The organism is Micromonospora noduli (assembly GCF_003264475.1).
GTDB lineage: Bacteria > Actinomycetota > Actinomycetes > Mycobacteriales > Micromonosporaceae > Micromonospora > Micromonospora noduli.
In genome coordinates, this window is sequence record NZ_PYAC01000001.1 from 281,613 (window position 1) to 299,440 (window position 17,828).

Annotated in this window: 17 protein-coding genes; 11 read left to right on the forward strand and 6 right to left on the reverse strand. The window is 70.5% G+C overall.

Annotated elements, in window-relative coordinates; genetic code table 11:
- Positions 1–216: 216 nt before the first annotated feature.
- Complete coding sequence (locus MED15_RS01310) at positions 217–621, forward strand: hypothetical protein (RefSeq protein ID WP_112698040.1); 405 nt, start codon at positions 217–219, stop codon at positions 619–621.
- 45 nt (positions 622–666) lie between these two features.
- Positions 667–1,212: a GNAT family N-acetyltransferase gene (locus tag MED15_RS01315; RefSeq protein WP_112698041.1), complete on the forward strand. Its 546-nt coding sequence runs from the start codon at positions 667–669 to the stop codon at positions 1,210–1,212.
- Positions 1,213–1,246: 34 nt separating this feature from the next.
- Here the strand turns inward: MED15_RS01315 and MED15_RS01320 are convergent, their stop codons facing one another.
- Positions 1,247–2,422, reverse strand: coding sequence for an LLM class flavin-dependent oxidoreductase (locus MED15_RS01320; RefSeq protein ID WP_112698042.1), 1,176 nt, complete (start codon positions 2,420–2,422; stop codon positions 1,247–1,249).
- 177 nt (positions 2,423–2,599) lie between these two features.
- On the opposite strand from MED15_RS01320, the gene MED15_RS01325 reads away from it, so the two are divergent.
- The 6 genes from MED15_RS01325 to MED15_RS01350 are packed head-to-tail and all read left to right on the forward strand — an operon-like array spanning position 2,600 to position 8,217.
- Positions 2,600–3,577 (forward strand): aliphatic sulfonate ABC transporter substrate-binding protein, encoded by a 978-nt coding sequence (locus tag MED15_RS01325; protein ID WP_112589593.1) that lies wholly within the window; start codon positions 2,600–2,602, stop codon positions 3,575–3,577.
- Positions 3,574–4,407: an ABC transporter permease gene (locus tag MED15_RS01330; RefSeq protein ID WP_112589590.1), complete on the forward strand. Its 834-nt coding sequence runs from the start codon at positions 3,574–3,576 to the stop codon at positions 4,405–4,407. Before MED15_RS01325 ends, MED15_RS01330 begins: the two co-directional genes overlap by 4 nt.
- Positions 4,380–5,111 carry an ABC transporter ATP-binding protein gene (locus tag MED15_RS01335; protein WP_112734604.1) on the forward strand — a complete coding sequence of 244 codons (732 nt, stop codon included), beginning with the start codon at positions 4,380–4,382 and terminating at the stop codon, positions 5,109–5,111. The genes MED15_RS01330 and MED15_RS01335 overlap by 28 nt, the downstream gene beginning before the upstream one ends.
- 14 nt (positions 5,112–5,125) lie before the next feature.
- The gene (locus tag MED15_RS01340) at positions 5,126–6,532 is read left to right on the forward strand and encodes a selenium-binding family protein (protein WP_112734605.1); all 1,407 of its coding nucleotides are present in this window, start codon (positions 5,126–5,128) and stop codon (positions 6,530–6,532) included.
- Positions 6,529–7,158: a hypothetical protein gene (locus tag MED15_RS01345; RefSeq protein ID WP_112734606.1), complete on the forward strand. Its 630-nt coding sequence runs from the start codon at positions 6,529–6,531 to the stop codon at positions 7,156–7,158. The genes MED15_RS01340 and MED15_RS01345 overlap by 4 nt, the downstream gene beginning before the upstream one ends.
- Before the next feature lie 42 nt (positions 7,159–7,200).
- The gene (locus MED15_RS01350; protein WP_112605879.1) at positions 7,201–8,217 is read left to right on the forward strand and encodes a methyltransferase; all 1,017 of its coding nucleotides are present in this window, start codon (positions 7,201–7,203) and stop codon (positions 8,215–8,217) included.
- An 89-nt stretch (positions 8,218–8,306) separates the two neighbouring features.
- Here the strand turns inward: MED15_RS01350 and MED15_RS01355 are convergent, their stop codons facing one another.
- Positions 8,307–9,158, reverse strand: coding sequence for an alpha/beta fold hydrolase (locus MED15_RS01355; protein ID WP_112589582.1), 852 nt, complete (start codon positions 9,156–9,158; stop codon positions 8,307–8,309).
- A 140-nt stretch (positions 9,159–9,298) separates the two neighbouring features.
- On the opposite strand from MED15_RS01355, the gene MED15_RS01360 reads away from it, so the two are divergent.
- Positions 9,299–10,165 (forward strand): metallophosphoesterase family protein, encoded by an 867-nt coding sequence (locus tag MED15_RS01360; RefSeq protein WP_112734607.1) that lies wholly within the window; start codon positions 9,299–9,301, stop codon positions 10,163–10,165.
- 5 nt (positions 10,166–10,170) lie between these two features.
- Here MED15_RS01360 and MED15_RS01365 read toward each other — a convergent pair whose 3' ends face one another.
- Entirely contained in the window at positions 10,171–11,367 is a 1,197-nt protein-coding gene (locus MED15_RS01365) for an epoxide hydrolase family protein (RefSeq protein WP_112734608.1), read from the reverse strand.
- A gap of 147 nt (positions 11,368–11,514) precedes the next feature.
- Here MED15_RS01365 and MED15_RS01370 point away from each other — a divergent pair, with 147 nt between their 5' ends.
- A complete protein-coding gene (locus MED15_RS01370) occupies positions 11,515–11,964 on the forward strand; it encodes a hypothetical protein (RefSeq protein ID WP_112734609.1) in 450 nt (149 codons plus the stop codon).
- 54 nt (positions 11,965–12,018) lie between these two features.
- Here MED15_RS01370 and MED15_RS01375 read toward each other — a convergent pair whose 3' ends face one another.
- The 3 genes from MED15_RS01375 to MED15_RS01385 form a co-directional block, all read right to left on the reverse strand.
- A complete protein-coding gene (locus tag MED15_RS01375; RefSeq protein WP_244220323.1) occupies positions 12,019–12,291 on the reverse strand; it encodes a hypothetical protein in 273 nt (90 codons plus the stop codon).
- Positions 12,292–12,630: 339 nt separating this feature from the next.
- Positions 12,631–15,018, reverse strand: a complete 2,388-nt coding sequence (locus MED15_RS01380; protein ID WP_112734610.1) for a galactose-binding domain-containing protein — start codon at positions 15,016–15,018, stop codon at positions 12,631–12,633.
- 124 nt (positions 15,019–15,142) lie between these two features.
- Positions 15,143–16,195, reverse strand: coding sequence for a GDP-mannose 4,6-dehydratase (locus tag MED15_RS01385; protein WP_112698053.1), 1,053 nt, complete (start codon positions 16,193–16,195; stop codon positions 15,143–15,145).
- Positions 16,196–16,430: 235 nt separating this feature from the next.
- On the opposite strand from MED15_RS01385, the gene MED15_RS01390 reads away from it, so the two are divergent.
- Positions 16,431–17,789, forward strand: coding sequence for a glycosyltransferase family 2 protein (locus tag MED15_RS01390; RefSeq protein WP_167457543.1), 1,359 nt, complete (start codon positions 16,431–16,433; stop codon positions 17,787–17,789).
- Positions 17,790–17,828: the final 39 nt, after the last annotated feature.

Below are 17,828 nucleotides of genomic sequence, written 5' to 3' on the forward strand. Positions count from 1 at the left end.
GTCACCGCCGACGGGGCGACCCGAGACTCCACCATCCCGGCCCGCACGACGGGCAACCGGCGGTGTCGGGTCGGATGCGGACCGCACCGCCCACCGCTGAGCAGACCGTAGAGGATCGCCACCGACCGAGGCAACAGTCCATTGGGGATCACGCCGGTCGGCGGCCGGGTGCCGGCCCGTGTTCCCGTTGAGCGGCAGGCAGGGGATGATCGCCGGATGACGGCGACGAGGGGTACCCGCGCACTGCTCGGTGTTCTGTTCCTGGCGGCGGCCACGGTCGGGGTGTGGATCCTCTGGTTGGGCTGGGACACCGAGTACACGGTCGACGCGCAGACGGGCGCGAGCAGCGGCCCGTACGAGCCGTGGCAGGTGATCGGTTGTGTGCTGACGCTCGTGGTGCTGGCCGCGCTCGCCGCAACGCGGCTCAGCCCGTGGCTGGTGGCGCCGGTGATGACCGTGGCGTTCACGGCGGCCTGGTCGTGGCGGGCGGCGTCGACCGACGACAGCGGGCTGTGGGTGGTCGGGGGGATTCTGGTGCTGCTCGGGATGGCGGCCGGCAGCACTGTGGTGAGCCTCGCGGCGCGGCGGGTCGGCCAGCGATTCGCCGGCCGACCCACGTAGAGATAACGCATCGCCCCGTGGACGCCGAAATGCTACGAAGGGGACGTGCCTGACCTGACAAGCCCCTTTGATGCCACGTCCCTCACGACTGAGCGCCTGCTGTTGCGCCGCTGGCGAAGCGATGATCTGGACGGGTTCGCCGCGGTCAACGCGCAGCCCGAGGTGATGCGCTACATCCATGACGGCCGCACCCTGGACCGGGCCGCGACCGCGGAGCGTCTGGCCACCTATCAGCGGCACTGGGACGAGCACGGCTTCGGCCTGTACGCGGTGGAGATCAGAGAGACCGGCGAGCTGGCCGGTTTCACCGGACTGGCGGTGCCGACCTTCCTGCCCGAGATCATGCCGGCCGTGGAGATCGGCTGGCGGCTCGGCCGCGCGTACTGGGGTCGGGGCCTGGCCACCGAGGCGGCCCGGGCCGTTGTCGCCCACACTCGTGCCGAGCTCGACCTGCGGCGGCTGGTCAGCATCCACGTCGTCGGCAACGAGGCGTCCGCGCGGGTGATGGTCAAGCTGGGCATGTCACTGGAGCGCGAGACCGTGCAGCCGGACACGGGCCGCCAGGTCCGGGTCTACGCGATGGACCTGTAGGCGGCCGTGGCGCCGGTTGCCGCGGGTCGACCGGTCAGCCGACTCCGGCGGGCTGCGGCGCTGGCACGCCGGCGAACGGGACGTCGACGTGGTTCGCGGTCCCCGGCTGGCCGTCGGGGTGCCGCCACAGCCCTCGGTCGCGCAGGATCGGCAGCACGCCCTCACCGAACCAGTACGCCTCCTCCAGGTGCGGATAGCCGGAGAGGATGAACTCGTCGATGCCGAGCGCGTGGTATTCCGCGATCCGGTCGGCGACCTCGGCGTGGCTGCCCACCAGCGCGGTGCCGGCCCCACCACGGACCAGCCCGACCCCCGCCCACAGGTTGGGGGCGACCTCCAGGCCGTCGCGGGAGCCACCGTTGAGGTCGAGCATGCGGCGCTGCCCTTCGGACTCGCTGCGGCGTAGCCCCTCCTGCACGGCCCGGATGTCGGCCTCGGAGACTCCGTCGAGCAGACGCTGGGCCTGCGCCCAGGCCTGCTCGGCGGTGTCGCGCACGATGACGTGCAGCCGGATGCCGAAGCGCAGCTGCCGTCCGGCGCGGGCGGCCAGCGCCCGGACCCGCTCCAGTTTGTCGGCGACCAGGGCCGGCGGCTCGCCCCAGGTGAGGTAGACGTCGCTGTGCCGTACCGCCACCGGGAGGGCGGCGGCGGAGGAGCCACCGAAGTAGACCGGCGGCACCGGGTCGGGCAGTCGGTGCAGCCGTGCCTGTTCGACGCGGACGTGGGTGCCGTCGTGGTCGACGGTCTCGCCGCGCCACAGCGCACGCACCACGTGCAGGAACTCGTCGGCCCGCGCGTATCGGGCGTCCTTGTCCAGGAAGTCGCCGTAGGCCCGCTGCTCCTGCGACTCACCGCCGGTGACCACGTTGAGCAGAAGCCGGCCCCGGGACAGCCGCTGGAAGGTCGAGGCCATCTGGGCGGCGAGTGTGGGGGCCAGCAGCCCGGGCCGGAAGGCGACCAGGAACTTGAGTCGCTCGGTCACCTCGGCGAGCATCGCGGTGCTGAGCCAGGCGTCCTCGCACCAGGCGCCGGTCGGGGTGAGCGCGCCGACGAAGCCGAGTTGCTCGGCGCTGCGGGCGATCTGCCCGAGGTACGCGACGCTGGCCGGGCGGGCGCCTCCGGCGGCGCCTGTCGGTACGCCGTGGCCGCCGCCGACGATGTCCCGGCTGTCGCCGTTGGTGGGCAGGAACCAGTGGAAGGTGAGGGTCATCGGGGCTCTTTCCTCCAGCGGGGGCGGTCGGCGCACGCGGCGAGGCGGGCACCTCCTGAGGGGTGGGACGATCCCGCCGACAGCCTACCCATAAAACCTATCGGGTTAGTAGGCTACCGCCGACGCCGACACCTGTCGATGCGCTGCTGTCCGCCTGCCCCGACCCGAGGAGCCGCCATGCCCACCCCGTCGACGAGCCGTCCCCCGCAACGCCGCCTCCTGACGGCCGTGCTCACCACCGTGGCGCTGCTCGCCACGGTCGCGGTGAGCGCGTGCGGCGGGTCCGCCGATGCGGTCGGCACCAAGGACAAGCTCCGGATCGGCTACCAGCGCTTCGGCGGGTTGAGCCTGGTCAAGGCGCGCGGCGCCGCACCGGATGTGGAGTGGTCGCTGTTCGAGAGTGGCCCCGCGCTCACCGAGGCGCTCAAGGCCGGCTCCATCGACATCGGACAGGTCGGCGAGGCGCCGCCCGTCTTCGCCGCCGCCGGGAAGATCCGGTTCTCCGTCATCGGCACCTCGGCGCCGATTCCGCAGGGTGAGGCCGTGCTGGTCAAGGCCGACCGGGGCTACCGCAGCTTCGCCGACCTCAAGGGCAAGACGGTGGCCCTCAACAAGGGGTCCAACGTGCACTGGCTGCTGGTGCGGCTGCTGGAGGCCAACAACATGACGTTGAAGGACATCCAGGTCAAGTACCTCAGGCCCGCCGAGGGGCGACCCGCGTTCGACGGCGGCCAGATCGACGCGTGGGTGATCTGGGACCCGTACTTCGCCCTGGCCGAGCAACCGGGGGTCCAGGTGCTCGCCGACGCGACCGGCCTGGCCAGCAACCGCGAGTACGTCCTGGCCACGCCCCGGGCGGTGGACAAGCGGTCGGACGAGATCCGGGCGTTCCTCCAGCGCTACCGCGAGGTGACCGACTGGGGCATCGCCCATCCCGAGGAGCGAGCCAGCACCCTCGCGCCGGAGCTGAAGATCCCGCAGGACGTCACCAGCCGCGCCCTGGCCCGTAGCGCCAAGCCCCTCGCCCCGGTCACCCCGGCCATCGGCGACGAGCTTCAGGCGATCACCGACAGCTTCATCGCACTGGAACTCATCCCGGGGCCGGTCGACCTGCGATCCCGGATCGACGGCCGGTTCAACGAGGTGTTCCAGTGAGTCGTACGACGCTCGTCGAGGCGCCCGACGAGGTCACAGCGGCGGTGCCGGTCGTACCCCGTCGTCAGCGGCCGGCCCGGCGCTGGCGGCGGGTGGTGAGCCCGGTGGCGCTGGTCCTGGGGTGGGAGTTGGCCGCACGGACCGGGCTGCTGGCGGCCGAGAAGCTGCCCGCGCCCAGCGACGTCCTGGCCACCGGCGCGCGGCTGAGCCGGGACGGGACGCTCGGCATCCACCTGCTGGACTCCCTCACCCGGGCCGGGGCGGGCCTGCTGATCGGCGGTCTCCTGGCCCTGGTGCTGGGCACCGTGGCCGGGCTGTTGCGGCTCGGTGACGACCTGGTCGACCCGCCGGTGCAGATGGCCCGGATGCTGCCGCACCTCGGGCTGGTCCCGTTGCTGATCATCTGGGTCGGCATCGGTGAATCACTCAAGATCAGCCTGGTGGCATTGGGCGCGTTCTTCCCCATCTACTTCAACACCTACGCCGGCATCCGGGACATCGACGAGCGGCTCGTCGAGGCGGCCCGTACCTGTGGTCTGGGGCAGGCCGCCCGACTGCGGCACGTGGTGCTGCCCGGCGCGCTGCCGTCCCTCTTCCTCGGCCTGCGGCTGGCGATCGGGGCGGCCTGGCTCAGCCTGGTCGTCGGGGAACAGGTCAACGCCCAGACCGGGATCGGCTTTCTGATGATGGAGGCGCGGGAGTTCAGCCAGACCGACGTGGTGGTGCTCGGCCTTCTCGTCTACGCCCTGCTCGGGCTGATTTCCGACAGTGCGCTGCGCGTCCTGGAGAGGAGGATGTTGACATGGCGTCGCGGACTGCGGGCCACCTGAACGGCTCCGAGCCGGTGCTCACCGCCCACGCGGTGCGCCGGGCGTTCGGGCCGACGGTCGTGCTGGCCGGGGTCGACCTGACCATCGCCCGCGGTGAGGTGGTGGCCCTGCTGGGCGGCAGCGGTTCCGGCAAGAGCACGCTGCTGCGGATTCTCGCCGGGTTGGACGGCGAGGCCAGCGGGACGAGCGTCGTGCGCGGCACCGCTGCGGTGGTCTTCCAGGAGCACCGGTTGCTGCCATGGAAACGCGTGGCGGAGAACGTGGGGCTCGGGCTGTCCGGCGCCGATGGCCCGGGACGGATCCGGCGGGCGCTGGCCGAGGTCGGTCTCGCCGAGCGGGATCGCGCCTGGCCGGCCGAGCTGTCCGGTGGGCAGGCGCAGCGGGTGGCAGTGGCGCGGGCCCTGGTCCGCGAACCGGACCTGCTGCTGCTCGACGAGCCGTTCGGGGCCCTGGACGCGCTGACCCGACTGCGGATGCAGATCCTGCTGCGCCGGCTGCGCGCCGAGCACGGCTTCGCCGCCCTGCTGGTCACCCACGACGTGGAGGAGGCGCTGCTGCTCGCCGACCGGATCCTGCTCCTCGACGACTGCCGCATCGCCGCGGAGCTGCCCGTCGACCTCGGCCCCACCCGTACGCCGGACGACAGGGCCTTCGGCGCGCTGCGCCGCCACCTGCTCGACCGACTCGGCGTTCCCACCACCTGACGAGCGGAGCTGTGATGACCCGCTGGACCCCCGACCCCACGTTCTACCCCTCGCCCCGCGAGGCGGTGACCGCACCGGCGGAGAAGCTCGCCTACGTGGCAGCCTTCGACCGCACGGCCACCCGTCCGGACGCCATCGTGGTGCTGGACACCGACCCCGACTCCCCCGACTACGGCCGGGTCGTCGGCTGGACCGACCTGCCGTACGTCGGTGACGAGCTGCACCACTTCGGCTGGAACGCGTGCAGCAGCGCGCTCTGCCCGACCGCGCCGCACCCGCATGTCGAGCGGCGCTACCTGATCGTGCCCGGCCTGCGGTCGTCGCGCATCCACGTGCTCGACACCCAGCCCGATCCGCGCCAGCCGCAGATCGTCAGGGTGATCGGGGCGGAGGAGCTGGCGAAGCGGGCCGGCTACTCGCGGCCGCACACGGTGCACTGCGGTCCGGACGGCATCTACCTCTCGGCTCTCGGCGGCGCGGACGGTGCGGAGGGCCCGGGTGGCATCGCCATCCTCGACCACACCACGTTCGAGGTCCGCGGGGCGTGGGAGGCCGACCGGGGGCCGCAGTTCCTGGCGTACGACGTGTGGTGGCACCTGACCCAGGACGTGCTGGTCACCAGCGAGTGGGGCACCCCGTCGATGATCGAGGACGGCATCATCGGTGAGTTGCTGCTGGGCCGACGCTACGGGCACGCCATCCACTTCTGGGACCTGGCGAAACGCCGGCACGTTCAACGGGTCGATCTCGGCGACCAGTACCAGATGCCGCTGGAGCTGCGGCCGGCGCACGACCCGACGAAGTCGTACGGGTTCGTCGGGGTGGTGATCAGCGTCGAGGACCTGTCCGCGTCGATCTGGCTCTGGCACCGCGACGGGGACGCCTGGGCGGTCACCAAGATCATCGACATCCCGGCCGAGCCGGCCGACCCGGCGAACCTGCCCGACCTGCTCAAGCCGTTCGGGGCGGTGCCGCCGCTGGTGACCGACATCGACCTGTCGGTCGACGACAGGTTCCTCTACGTCTCCTGCTGGGGCACTGGGGAGCTGCGCCAGTACGACGTCAGCGATCCGCTGCACCCGGTGCAGACGGGTTCGGTGCACCTCGGCGGGATCGTCCGCCGGACCGCGCACCCGTCCGCGCCGGACGAGGCGTTGGCCGGTGGCCCGCAGATGGTGGAGGTCAGCCGGGACGGCCGACGGGTCTACGTCAGCAATTCGCTCTACGGCGCGTGGGACGACCAGTTCTACCCCGACGGGGTGGGTGCCTGGCTGGCCAAGCTCGACGTCGACGTGGACGCCGGCGGGCTCACCCCGGATGAGCGGTTCTTTCCGCACGGGGAGGAGTTCCGGGGCCTGCGGGTGCACCAGACCCGGTTGCAGGGCGGGGACGCCTCCTCCGACTCGTACTGCTATCCGTGACCGTCACCACAGTGGCGACGCTCGCCGCGCTCGGCGCGTTCCATGGTCTGAACCCGGCGATGGGTTGGTTGTTCGCGGTGGCCCGGGGCCTCCAGGAGCGCAGCCGGCTGGCGTTGCTGCGCGCCCTGCCGCCGATAGCCGCCGGGCATCTCGCCTCGGTGGCCATCGTCGCCGCGTTGGTCTCGGCGACCCGGTCGGTGACGGCGAGCAGTGCCCTCGCGGTGGTCGGCGGTGTGGTGCTCGTGGCCTTCGGGCTGTGGCGGCTGCTTTCCGAGCGGCACTTCCGCTGGGCGGGAATGCGGCTGTCCGCGGCGCAGCTCGCCGCCTGGTCGTTCCTGATGTCGTCGGCGCACGGCGCGGGGCTGATGCTGTTGCCGGTGCTGGTGGCCGAGCCGGTGCCCGGGGGTCACTCCGGGCACCTGGCCGCCGCGCCGGTCGGTGCGCTGTCCGGCCTCGCGGCGGCCGGAGCGCACACAGTGGCCATGCTCGGCGTCGCCCTGGCGGTGGCGCTGCTGGTCTACCAGGTGTTCGGGGTCGGTGTGCTGCGCCGGGCCTGGTTCAACGTGGATCGACTCTGGGCCGGGGTGCTGGTGGCCGCAGGGTTGGTGACGCTGATCCGGGCGTGACCGTCCATCGTGGAAACGTGTGAGGTGTGATCTCATATCGTGGTGATCACCCCCACTCCCCTCATGCGTCTGGTGGCCGGTGTGTGGGGGTTCAAGACCCTCGCGGCCGGCGTCGAACTTGGTCTGTTCACCCGGCTCGCCGGCGGGCGGACGATGACCGTCGAGCAGGCCGCCGCCGAGTTCGGGCTGCCCGACCGGCCCGCGGACCTGTTGCTGGCCGCCAGTGCGTCGCTCGGCCTGCTGGAGAAGGCCGGCGACGGTTACCGCAACTCCGAGTTGGCCGAGCAGTTCCTGGTCGAGGGCCGCCCGTACTACTTCGGGGCGCAGGTCCGCTACTCGGACCTGCGCACCTACCTGCCCTGGCACCGCATCGGCGAGGCTCTACGCACGGATCGGCCGTTGACCTGGGACCCGGAGGCCCAACAGTCGATGTTCGACACCGCCGATCCGCAGATGCTGGCGCAGTTCTGGGACGCGATGTTCTCCACGTCCAGCTTCACCGCCAGCGCGTTGGCCGACGCGTACGACTTCTCCGCGCACCGGCGGCTGCTCGACGTGGGCGGCGGGGCGGGCGCGTTCCCGATCGAGTTCTGCCGACGCCTGCCCGAGCTGCGGGCGACGGTCCTGGACCTGCCGCACGTCTGCGTGCGGGCGCGGGAGCGGATCGCGGAGGCCGGCCTGACCGGGCGGATCGACGCGGTGGGCGGTGACTTCCTCGCCGACCCGGCGCTGCCGGACGGGCACGACGTCATCCTGCTCAGCATGATCCTGCACGACTGGGACGAGCCGACGAACCGTGCGTTGCTGGCCCGGTGCCACGCGGCGTTGCCGCCCGGCGGGGCGATCGTCGTCTGCGAACTGCTGCTCAACGACGAACGCACCGGACCGCCGGAGGCGGCCCTGATGGGGATGAACATGCTTGTCGAGACCGAGGGTGGCCGGAACTACTCGGGCGCCGAGTACGCGGCGTGGCTCACCGACGCCGGCTTCGTGGACGTGCGTACCGTGCCGTTCGACGCGCCGGGCGCCAACGGCGCGGTGGTGGCCCGCCGGCCCTGACCGGCGACGACACCCGGCCCCGGTGCGAACCGTGGGCCGGGTGTCGCGGCGCCTTACGGCGCGGGCGTCCGATCGGCTACCGGTACGGGTCAGGCGCGAGCCTTGGCCGGCTGCTTCATGAAGTCCAGGACCGCCTTGTTGACCTCGTCGGCGTGGGTCCACGGGATACCGTGCGGCGCGCCCTTGAGCGTGATGAGCGTGCCGGTCGGCATCATCGGCCCGAGCCGCTGACCGGTCACCGGATAGGGCAGCACCCGGTCCTGGTCACCCTGCACGATCAACACCGGGATGTCGATCTTCGGCAGGTCCGGGCGGAAGTCTTCCTGCCAGGCGTCCACACTGTCGTGGGTGGCCTTTCCGGAGGCCATCGCGCCGATCTGCCAGTGCGCGCGGTACGCCTCTTCGCTGACCCGCTTGCCCATGTTCTGGTCCGGGTTGAAGAACGCGTCGCAGAAGGACGTCAGGTAGGCGAACCGGTCCTTGATGATGGCGTCCTGGAAGCCCTTGAACAGGCTCCGGTCGACGCCCTCCGGGTTGTCGCTCGCCTTGGCCAGCATCGGCTGGAGCGGGCTGAGCAGCACGGCCCTGCTGACCCGTTGCGAGCCGTAGTTGCCCAGGTAACGGACCACCTCGCCGGTGCCCATCGAGTGACCGATCAGGGTCACCTCGTTCAGGTCCAGCTCGGTCATCAACACGTCCAGGTCCGCCGCGAACGTGTTGTAGTCGTACCCGAAGGCCGGCTGGGCGGAGTTACCGTTACCGCGGCGATCGTAGGTGATCGTCCGGTATCCGGCGTTCTGTAGCGCCCGTGTCTCCTTCTCCCAGGTCGCGCCGTTGAACGGGAAGCCGTGGATCAACACCACCGGCTTACCGGAACCGTGATCCTCGTAGTACAGGTCGATGGGCGCGGAGTTTTCCGTTCCCACGGTGATGAAAGGCATGTTTGTCTCCTGCTCCGGTCTCGGGCTGTCGGACGCCCCGCGCTTTCCCGTCGGGTCGCCGGATATGCGACCGTCAGATCGGCCCGAACAGCAGGCCGCAGAGGTTCCGTGACGCGCCCGTGCCGTCCTAACCTCGGGGGGTGAAACTTCCGCCCCGGCTGCGGGCCGTCAGCGACCTGCACGTCGGGCACCCGCAGAACCGCGCGTTCGTGCAGGAACTGCACCCGGACAACGACGGCGACTGGCTACTCGTCGCCGGCGACGTCGCCGACCGGTTCGCCGACATCGAGTGGGCGCTCGGGTTACTGAGCAGTCGGTTCGCGCGGGTCATCTGGGCGCCCGGCAACCACGAGCTGTGGACGCCGCCGCGCGACCCGGTCACGTTGCGCGGCGAGGAGCGCTACCAAGAGCTGGTGCGGATGTGCCGGCGGCTGGGGGTGCTCACCCCGGAGGATCCGTACCCGGTCTGGGACGGCGACGGCGGCCCGGCCACCATCGCCCCGCTCTTCGTGCTCTACGACTACACGTTCCGGGTACCCGAGGCACGCACCCAGGAGGAGTCGCTGGCCCTGGCGTACGCGGCCGGTGTGGTGTGCACTGACGAGGCGCTGCTGCACCCCGACCCGTACCCGAGTCGGGAGGCGTGGTGCGACGCGCGGATCATCGAGACCGAACGCCGGCTGGCCGAACGCGACAGGGCCCTGCCGACGGTGCTGGTCAACCACTACCCGTTGGTGCGGGAACCCACCGACGTCCTGCGGTACCCGGTCTTCGCCCAGTGGTGCGGCACCGTCCGCACCAGCGACTGGCACCTTCGCTTCGACGCCGCCACAGTGGTCTACGGACACCTGCACATCCCCCGCACCACGTTCCACGACGGGGTGCGTTTCGAGGAGGTCTCCCTCGGCTATCCCCGCGAGTGGCAGCCCCGAGGGCCGGTGCCCGACCCGGTGCGCACCATCCACCCAGCTGACGACGTGCGCCGGCGCTCGTCCGTCAGCGGGTAAGGCCGTCAGGTGCTGCGCAGCGGCCGGAACGCGGCCCGCACCTCGGCGGAGAAGAGTTCCGGCTCCTCCCACGCCGCGAAGTGCCCACCGCGGTCAGCCTCGTTGAAGTACGCGATGCCGGGGTAGACCGCCTCGGCCCAGCTACGCGGAGCGGGCCAAAGCTCGCCCGGGAACGTGGTGAAGCCGACCGGCACCGTGACCGGCGGCGGTGCCTGACCGGCCGCCTGGGCCGCCGCCTGAAACCGCCCCTGCTCCCAGTACCACCGGGCGGACGAAGCACCGGTGCCCGTCAACCAGTACAGCGTGATGTTGTCGAGGATGCTGTCCCGGGTGAGACCGCCGGCCGGATCACCGTCGAGGAAAGCGCGGGAGATCTTGTAGTAGCTGTCCGTGTCGTGGTCGAGCATCCAGGCCGCCATCCCGACAGGTGAGTCCAGCAGCGAATAGCCGATCGTCTGCGGCCGGGTGGACTGCTCCAGGAAGTAGCCGAAACCGTCCATCGAGAACAGCTTGAGCGCGTCGAGCGCGGCGCGCTCCTGCTCGGAATTCGCCGGCAACTTGTCCTTGATGCCGACCGCCCCGGCGAGCAGGTTGACGTGGATGCCGAGCAGCCCCCCGGGTGCTTGACGCCCCATGGCGTCCGTGACGGCCGCGCCCACGTCGCCACCCTGTGCGACGTAGCGCGAATACCCGAGGCGGTCCATGAGTTTCGCCCACGCCTGCGCCATCCGCGCCGAGTTCCAGCCAGGCTCGGTCGGCTCGCCAGAGAAGCCGTAGCCGGGCAACGACGGCAGCACCAGGTGGAACGCGTCCTCGGGCGTGCCGCCGTGCGCCGTCGGGTCGGTCAGCGGGCCGACGACCCCGAGCAGCTCGACGACCGAGCCCGGCCAGCCATGCGTCATGATCAGCGGCAGGGCGCCCTCATGCTGCGACCGCACGTGGATGAAGTGAATCTCGACGCCGTCGATGTTCGTCGTGTACTGCGGCAGCGAATTCAGCTTCGTCTCGCACGCACGCCAGTCGTAATCGCTCATCCAGTAGCGGGCCAACTCCTGGATCGTCGCCAGCTGCACCCCCTGCGAGCGATCGGTGACCAACTCGCGGGTGGGCCAGCGGGTAGCCGCGATCCGGCGACGCAGGTCGGCGATCACGTCCTCCGGTGTGTCGAGCCGGAAGGGACGAATCTCGCTGTCGTTGGACATCTTCCCCCACCTCGCCAAGTCGAGTCGGCCAGCGCCGATGCACCGACGTGCCGGCACTCGTCCAGTCTCACAGCGGGCCGGTGCCACCCGGGCCGAAACGCGAATCGCCGCCGCTCCTCCGCGTCGCACCCATGGGAAGATCATCCAGTGAGCCAACCGGACGAAGACGACGACAACTGGCTGAATGGCGAGGAAGTTATCTGTCCGGAGTGCCACGAACGCCTCTACCGCCTCGACCACTCACCACTGCTGGACTGCTATTTCCTCTACTGCGACAGCTGCCCTATGCGGGTAGATGTCAGTTACTACGACAAGACGTTCAGGACCATCGCCGACGCGCTCCCTTCCCGGGACCGGACCTACCCCACGCTGATGACGGCACTTGAGGCACGGCTTCGGCGATGCGACTGCGGCGGGCGGTTCCGGGACTCGGCACCTCGGCGCTGCCACCGGTGCTCCACCGTCCTGACGGCCATCAGCGCGCCTTCCGGTGTCGACGTCTGGCCGGGTTGGTGGACAGATGAGACGGACACCGGCTCCTTCGAAGAGGCGTTCACCGCCAGGTACTTCCGCACCGAGGACCTCTGGGAGCACTGACCCTGCCGTTACGCACCGTCCACCCGGCCTACGACCTGCGCCGGCGCTCGTCCGTCAGCGGGTGAGCCCGACCAACGTGGCCAGTCGCGCCACGCCGGCCGGCGCCGGCCGCGCGCGGGCAACATCGGCGATCACGGTACGCGCCAAAGGCCGACACCGAACCTCAGCCGGCGCGACGCTGTCCGCGTCGACGAGCGCGCGAGCGGCCCCGCGCAGGTCACCCACCTGGAGGTACGCCCGAGCGACGTCGACCAGGTACGCGCCCCGATACTCGGCCGGCAACCGCCGCCACCCCTCCCGCCGCATGACGGTCGAGTGCCGTCCCACCCACCGCCCACTCCCGGCGGTCGCCCTGGCTTTCGCGAGCGCCCTGGCCTCGGTGATCAAGAGGTTTGCGGGAAGTTTGATCTCCAAGAGTCCCGCAAACCTCTTGATCACCATCGTGGGATGAGGGTGTTGGTCCTCGCTGGCGCGACCCGTCGGCCCGGTGGCATGCCGAGGTCGGACTTGCCTGAGCCGCAGCACGCGCGGCGGTCCGGCCTGTCCACCTCTATCCCACAGAGCAGGCCAGGACCCGTTTAACATGGACCTCGGCGAGGCGCGGCTCGCCGAGGTCCATGAGCTGGGGCGGCCGCCGGTCGCGTCTGGCGGCCGCCCGACACCTGGTCAGCTGGCGTAGACCTCCAGCGTCGACAGTTGCCCGGCCGGCCAGCCGGTGTTGCCAGTGACGGTGATCCGCACGTAACGCGCCTGGGCAGCGGTGAACGTCAGGGTCACCTGATTACCACTGGCCGGGTTGAAGGTCCGCCCCGCCGACCCGACAAGCGTGCTGAAGCTCCCCCCATCGTTGCTGCCCTGCACCGAGAGGGTCTGCGTCCGACTGCCCCACGCCGATGACGGCGGCAGCTTCAGCACCACCCGCCCAACAGTGCGCGAGGAACCCAGATCGACCTGCACCCACTGCGGGAAGGCGCTGTTGGCGCTCTCCCAGTAGCTGTTCGCGTCCCCGTCCACCACGTTGCCCGACCCGTAGCTCTGGACATGGCTGCTCTCCGACGTAGGCCGGCCGCGGGCGAGGTCCGCGTTGGCCGCGGCGTCAGTGGTGACGGTGACCGTCGAGGACGCGCTGGAGGTGTTGCCGGCGGCGTCGCGGGCGACGACGGTGAAGGTGTACGCGGTGGACGGGCTCAGCCCGCTCACTGTCGCCGTGGTGCCGGTGACGGTGGCGACGACGTTGCCGCCCTGGCGTACCTGGTAGCCGGTCACGCCGGTGTCGTCGGTGGAGGCCGTCCACGCCAGGGACACGCTCGTCGACGTCTTGCCGGTCACCGTGAGGCCGCTCGGGGCGGTCGGCGGGTTGTCCGGGACGGTGCTGCCGGCGTACACCTCGACCTGGGCGAGTTGGGCGGCCTGCCAGCCGGTGTTGCCGCTGATGCTGAGGCGGACGTAGCGGGCCGTGGTGGTCGTCAGGGTGCGGGTGACGGTGTTGCCGGTCGCCGGGTCGAAGGTGAACGCGGAGGCCCCGGCGATGGTCGCGAAGGAGTTGCCGTCGACGCTGCCCTGCACGGTGATGGTCTGGGTGCGCGCGCCCCAGCCGGCGGGCAACCGCACCACAAGTTTGTTGACCTGGTGGCTGGCGCCGAGGTCGACCTGCCACCAGTGCGGGAAGGAGCCGCCGCCGCTCTCCCAGTAGCTGCCGGCGTTGGAGTCCACAGCGTTCGAGGCTGGGAACCCGCCGCCCTGGCTGCTGGCTGAGGTGGGTCGGCCGGCGGCCAGGTTGCCGGTGACCGGTGGCGGGGTGCCGACCATCGGTGGGGTGGGGCGTACGGCGGTGAGCGCAAGTTGCCCCTTGAGCATCCGGCCGCCGTCGGCGGTGATCCGCAGGTAGTAGTCGGCGGAGCAGGCGACGCCGTCCTCGTCCAGGGCCCGGATGTTCGCGCCGGCCGGGGTGGTGGCCTGGGTCTCGGACGTCTTGGCGATCTGGTTGCCCTCGTTGTACTCGTCGAACATGGACACGTACAGGCCCTGGGAGCCGAGCCGGACCATGTTGTAGATGTGCCGCCAGTAGAAGTCGCCGTGCTTGCGGTGGCCCCCGGCGAGGTCGCCGGGCATCACGCAGGGCAGGTAGTCGATGCCGCGCGCCGCGCAGTCGGCCATGTCGCCGACGTTGACGTTGTTGTAGTACGAGTCCAGTTCCTCCACGGTCCTGGCCCGGTAGACCATCCACGGCGAGATCGCGTGGAACGAGTGGTAGACGTCGAGGAAGCCGGGGCGGGAGTCCTCGATGCCCTGCCGCCACCAGGTGGGCACACCACCGATGACGTAGCAGCCCTGCGCCTTGAACCAGTTGATGACCTCCAGGCAGGGCCCGGGGGTGAAGGGTCGGCTGGGCTCGCTGAAGCCGAATCCCCAGATGCAGACGACCGGTTTGCCGTTCTGCCGGGCGTACGCGGACGACGCGGTGTGCGCGGCCATCTTCGTCGTCCAGTCGGTCTTGATCTCCGATTGGAAGGTCAGCCAGTCGGTGACGTCGTACATGATGTAGAACTTGCGGTTGTACCGCTCGGCCGCGGAGCGGACCTTCTGCGTCATCGCGTCGCGGGTGGGGCCCTCGTCGCCCATCGGGTTGAACCGTTGCAGCGCGGCGGTGTCGCAGCCGTTCTCCTGCATCCAGCGGAAGTGGGTGTCCACCGTCTGCTGGTCGTACGAGGAGAAGAGGGTGGCCGGCTGGCCGTTGCCCAGGTTGGGGTACGCGGTGGGATAGGTGCGCGTGTACTCGCGCATGTCCGGCCAGGACACGATTGTGGTGTTGGCGGGTGAGGGCGGCTGGAACCGGTCGCGGCCCCAGTGCCACCATCCGCCGATCGGCGCCCCGTCGCCGGGGGCGCTGAACCAGCCCTGGTAGCCGACCGTCACTTTGCCGACCACGTCCCCGGGGGGACTGGCGGCGTGCGCGGGGCTGGACAGGGTGGTGAGCAGCTCGGTGGTGGAGGCGGTGGCGAGGGCGGACCCGGCCAGCACCGATGTGACGAACCTGCGGCGGGAGACCGCCATGAGGACCACTCCTTCGGGACGGAAGGCATTGACGGCCATCGTGGCAGCAGTGGATGCCGACCCGCAAGAGTTAGACTGATCGATGAAAATCCCGATCAGATGACGGGAATTACGCGCTGGGTCGTCAGTGGCTGACGGCCCGCTCCCGCGCCCACAGCGGGGACAGGATCTGGCTTGGGGCCTGGCGGCGGCGGGCGTCGCGCACCGTTGTCCGCACACCCTCGGTGAAGCCGATCTTCGGGTGCCACCCGAGCAAATCTCGCGCCTTCCTGGTGTCCAGCGCCATGTTGCGCACCTCGCCCGGCCAGGGCAGCGGCTCGTAGCGGGCCGCGCTGTCGACGCCGGACGCCTCCCGGACCGTGTCGTACACCTCGTTGACGCTCGTCTGCCGACCCGAGGCGATGTTGACCATTCCCACACCGTTGTGGTGACAGGCGACGGCGATCGCCTCGGCGACATCGCTGACGTGGATGAAATCCCGGGTCTGCGTGCCGTCGTCGTAGATCACCGCCTGCCGACCGCCGAGCAGCGCATCGACCATGAGGGACACCACGCCGCAGTCGCTGCCCTCCTGCCGCGGCCCGTAGACATTCCCGAACACCATCGAGGTGTACGACAGGCCGTGCTGACGCCCGTACCAGTCGAGATAGTGCACGCCGGCGGCGTTGCTGACGCCGTACGGGCTCACCGGGGCGATCGGATGGTCCTCCCGGACCGGCAGGTCGTGGGCGGCGACGCTACCGAAGATGGCGCTGCTGGTCGCGTTGATCACCAGCCGTACGCCGCTGCGTGCGCAGGCGTCCAGCACGTTGACGGTGCCGAAGACGTTCACGTCGGCGTCGTACAGGGGTGAACGATGGGCCGCGGGAACGCTCGACTGTGCGGCGAGGTGCACCACCACGTCCGGCTGCCACTGGTGGATGATCTCGACACCCTCCGGCGTACGGATGTCACCCGAGACGACGTCCGCCTCGGTCAGTCCGCCGTACGCGGCGTCGGTCAGGTTCTCGATCCGCCCGGTGGAGAAGTTGTCGAGCACCCGGACCTGGCTACCCATCAGCATCAGCCGGGCGACCACGTGGCTGCCGATGAAGCCGGCGCCCCCGGTCACCAGCACGCGCCCGGGAATCAGGTCCGTCGGCGGGTCGACACCGGCGGCGGTAACGGGCAGGTCCATGTCGGACTCCTCGGAACGACGGAACGGTCGGCCCGCTGCGGCAACCGGACGGCCGGACACGACCGTAACCCACCAAAGGCCACCAAACGGACGATCAGTCGGAAGATATGCAAGTTCTAGTGGGTAAAAGCCTGTTTTACCCATTCATCACTATTCACCCCTTACCGCTAGTACTTTCTCCCCCGGGGGTGTCCGCCGGCATGCTCTGGGAGCACCGGACGGAGAGGAGGACGGCGTGTTGAGAGAGACTCTGGGCCCGCCACCGCGACAACCGGGCGGTGACGTGACGAGCGCTCCCCTGCTGTCGGTACTGCTGGTCAGCTGGAACACCCGCGAGCAGACCCGACAGTGCCTGGAGTCGCTGGCGTCGACCGCCGATCCCGATCTGGACTACGAGGTGGTGGCCGTCGACAACGGATCGTCCGACGGCTCAGCCGACCTGCTCGCCGGCCAACCCCGGGTCCGACTGATCCGCAACAAGCACAACAACGGTTTCGCCGCCGCGGTGAACCAGGCGTACCGACGGGCGAACGGGCAGCTGATCCTGCTGCTCACCAGCGACATCCGGTTGCACCCGGGCGCGCTGTCCCGAATGGTCGACCATCTGCGGGAGCGGCCGGACGTCGCAGGGGTCAGCCCGCTGTACCTCAACCCGGACGGCACCTTCCAGCAGCACTACGTTCAACAGCCCAGCTTCGCCGCCACCATCGCGCTGGTGACCGCGCTGCGCCGACTGCCCGGGTTCCGCCAGGCGCTGCACCGGTTCCAGATGCGGGGCGAGGACTTCAGCCGTCCCCGGCAACTCGCCTCGGGCAGCTGCGTGCTGCTGCGCCGCGCGGTGCTCGGGCAGCAGACCATCTTCGACGAGACGTTCCCCGTCTACTGGAACGACGCGATCCTCGCGCGGCAGCTCGACCAGGCCGGGCACGAGCTGTGGATGCTTCCGGACGCGATGGTGACGCACAGCCGTGGCGCGTCCTGTCGGCTGCTCGGGCCGACCATCCGCTTTCGACACCTGCTCGGCAGCCTGGTCGGGTATCTGCGGATGACCCAGCCCCGGCACCGGTTGCCGGTGTTCCGGGCCGTGCTGCTCGCCGACCACCTGGTCAAGCGACTCTTCGGTCGGTCCGTACCGCTGGGCCTGGGCGACCTGTTAGCCGCGCTGCGCGGCGACGTCGGCCCGCTGCCCGACGGTGACACCCGCGACTGGGTGGTGCTGTTCAGCCGAACCCGCTGGTCTGCCGACGGACATCCGACGGTGCTGGGGCAACTGGCGCCCGGGCAACGGTTGCTCTTCGTCGACCCACCGGGACGCCGGCCGCGCTGGCGGTGCGAGGTGAGCCCGATCGGCTCGGCGGCCTGGCACGCCGTCGCACCGACCGCGCTGCCGCTGGGTGACTCGGTGCCGCTGGTCAACTGGATCAACCGGCGGATCGCGGCCGGTGCGCTGCGTGACTGGCTGGACCGGCACGCCGGCGCTCGCCTGCTGCGACTCGACGACGAGCGCGCCCGGCCGGTGCTCGGCCGCCTCGGCGAGGACGAGTTGCTGCCCGCCGGAGCGCCACGGCCGATGGAGCGGTCGGGCCGTGGCTGAGACAAGCCCGGTGTGCTGCTCGCCGGCGCCGGGCTGGGC

Coding starts and splice junctions, on each gene's coding strand:
- MED15_RS01310 (WP_112698040.1), top strand. CDS start 217: ATGACGGCGACGAGGGGTACCCGCGCACTGCTCGGTGTTCTGTTCCTG.
- MED15_RS01320 (WP_112698042.1), bottom strand. CDS start 2,422: ATGACCCTCACCTTCCACTGGTTCCTGCCCACCAACGGCGACAGCCGG.
- MED15_RS01325 (WP_112589593.1), top strand. CDS start 2,600: ATGCCCACCCCGTCGACGAGCCGTCCCCCGCAACGCCGCCTCCTGACG.
- MED15_RS01335 (WP_112734604.1), top strand. CDS start 4,380: ATGGCGTCGCGGACTGCGGGCCACCTGAACGGCTCCGAGCCGGTGCTC.
- MED15_RS01340 (WP_112734605.1), top strand. CDS start 5,126: ATGACCCGCTGGACCCCCGACCCCACGTTCTACCCCTCGCCCCGCGAG.
- MED15_RS01355 (WP_112589582.1), bottom strand. CDS start 9,158: ATGCCTTTCATCACCGTGGGAACGGAAAACTCCGCGCCCATCGACCTG.
- MED15_RS01365 (WP_112734608.1), bottom strand. CDS start 11,367: ATGTCCAACGACAGCGAGATTCGTCCCTTCCGGCTCGACACACCGGAG.
- MED15_RS01380 (WP_112734610.1), bottom strand. CDS start 15,018: ATGGCGGTCTCCCGCCGCAGGTTCGTCACATCGGTGCTGGCCGGGTCC.
- MED15_RS01385 (WP_112698053.1), bottom strand. CDS start 16,195: ATGGACCTGCCCGTTACCGCCGCCGGTGTCGACCCGCCGACGGACCTG.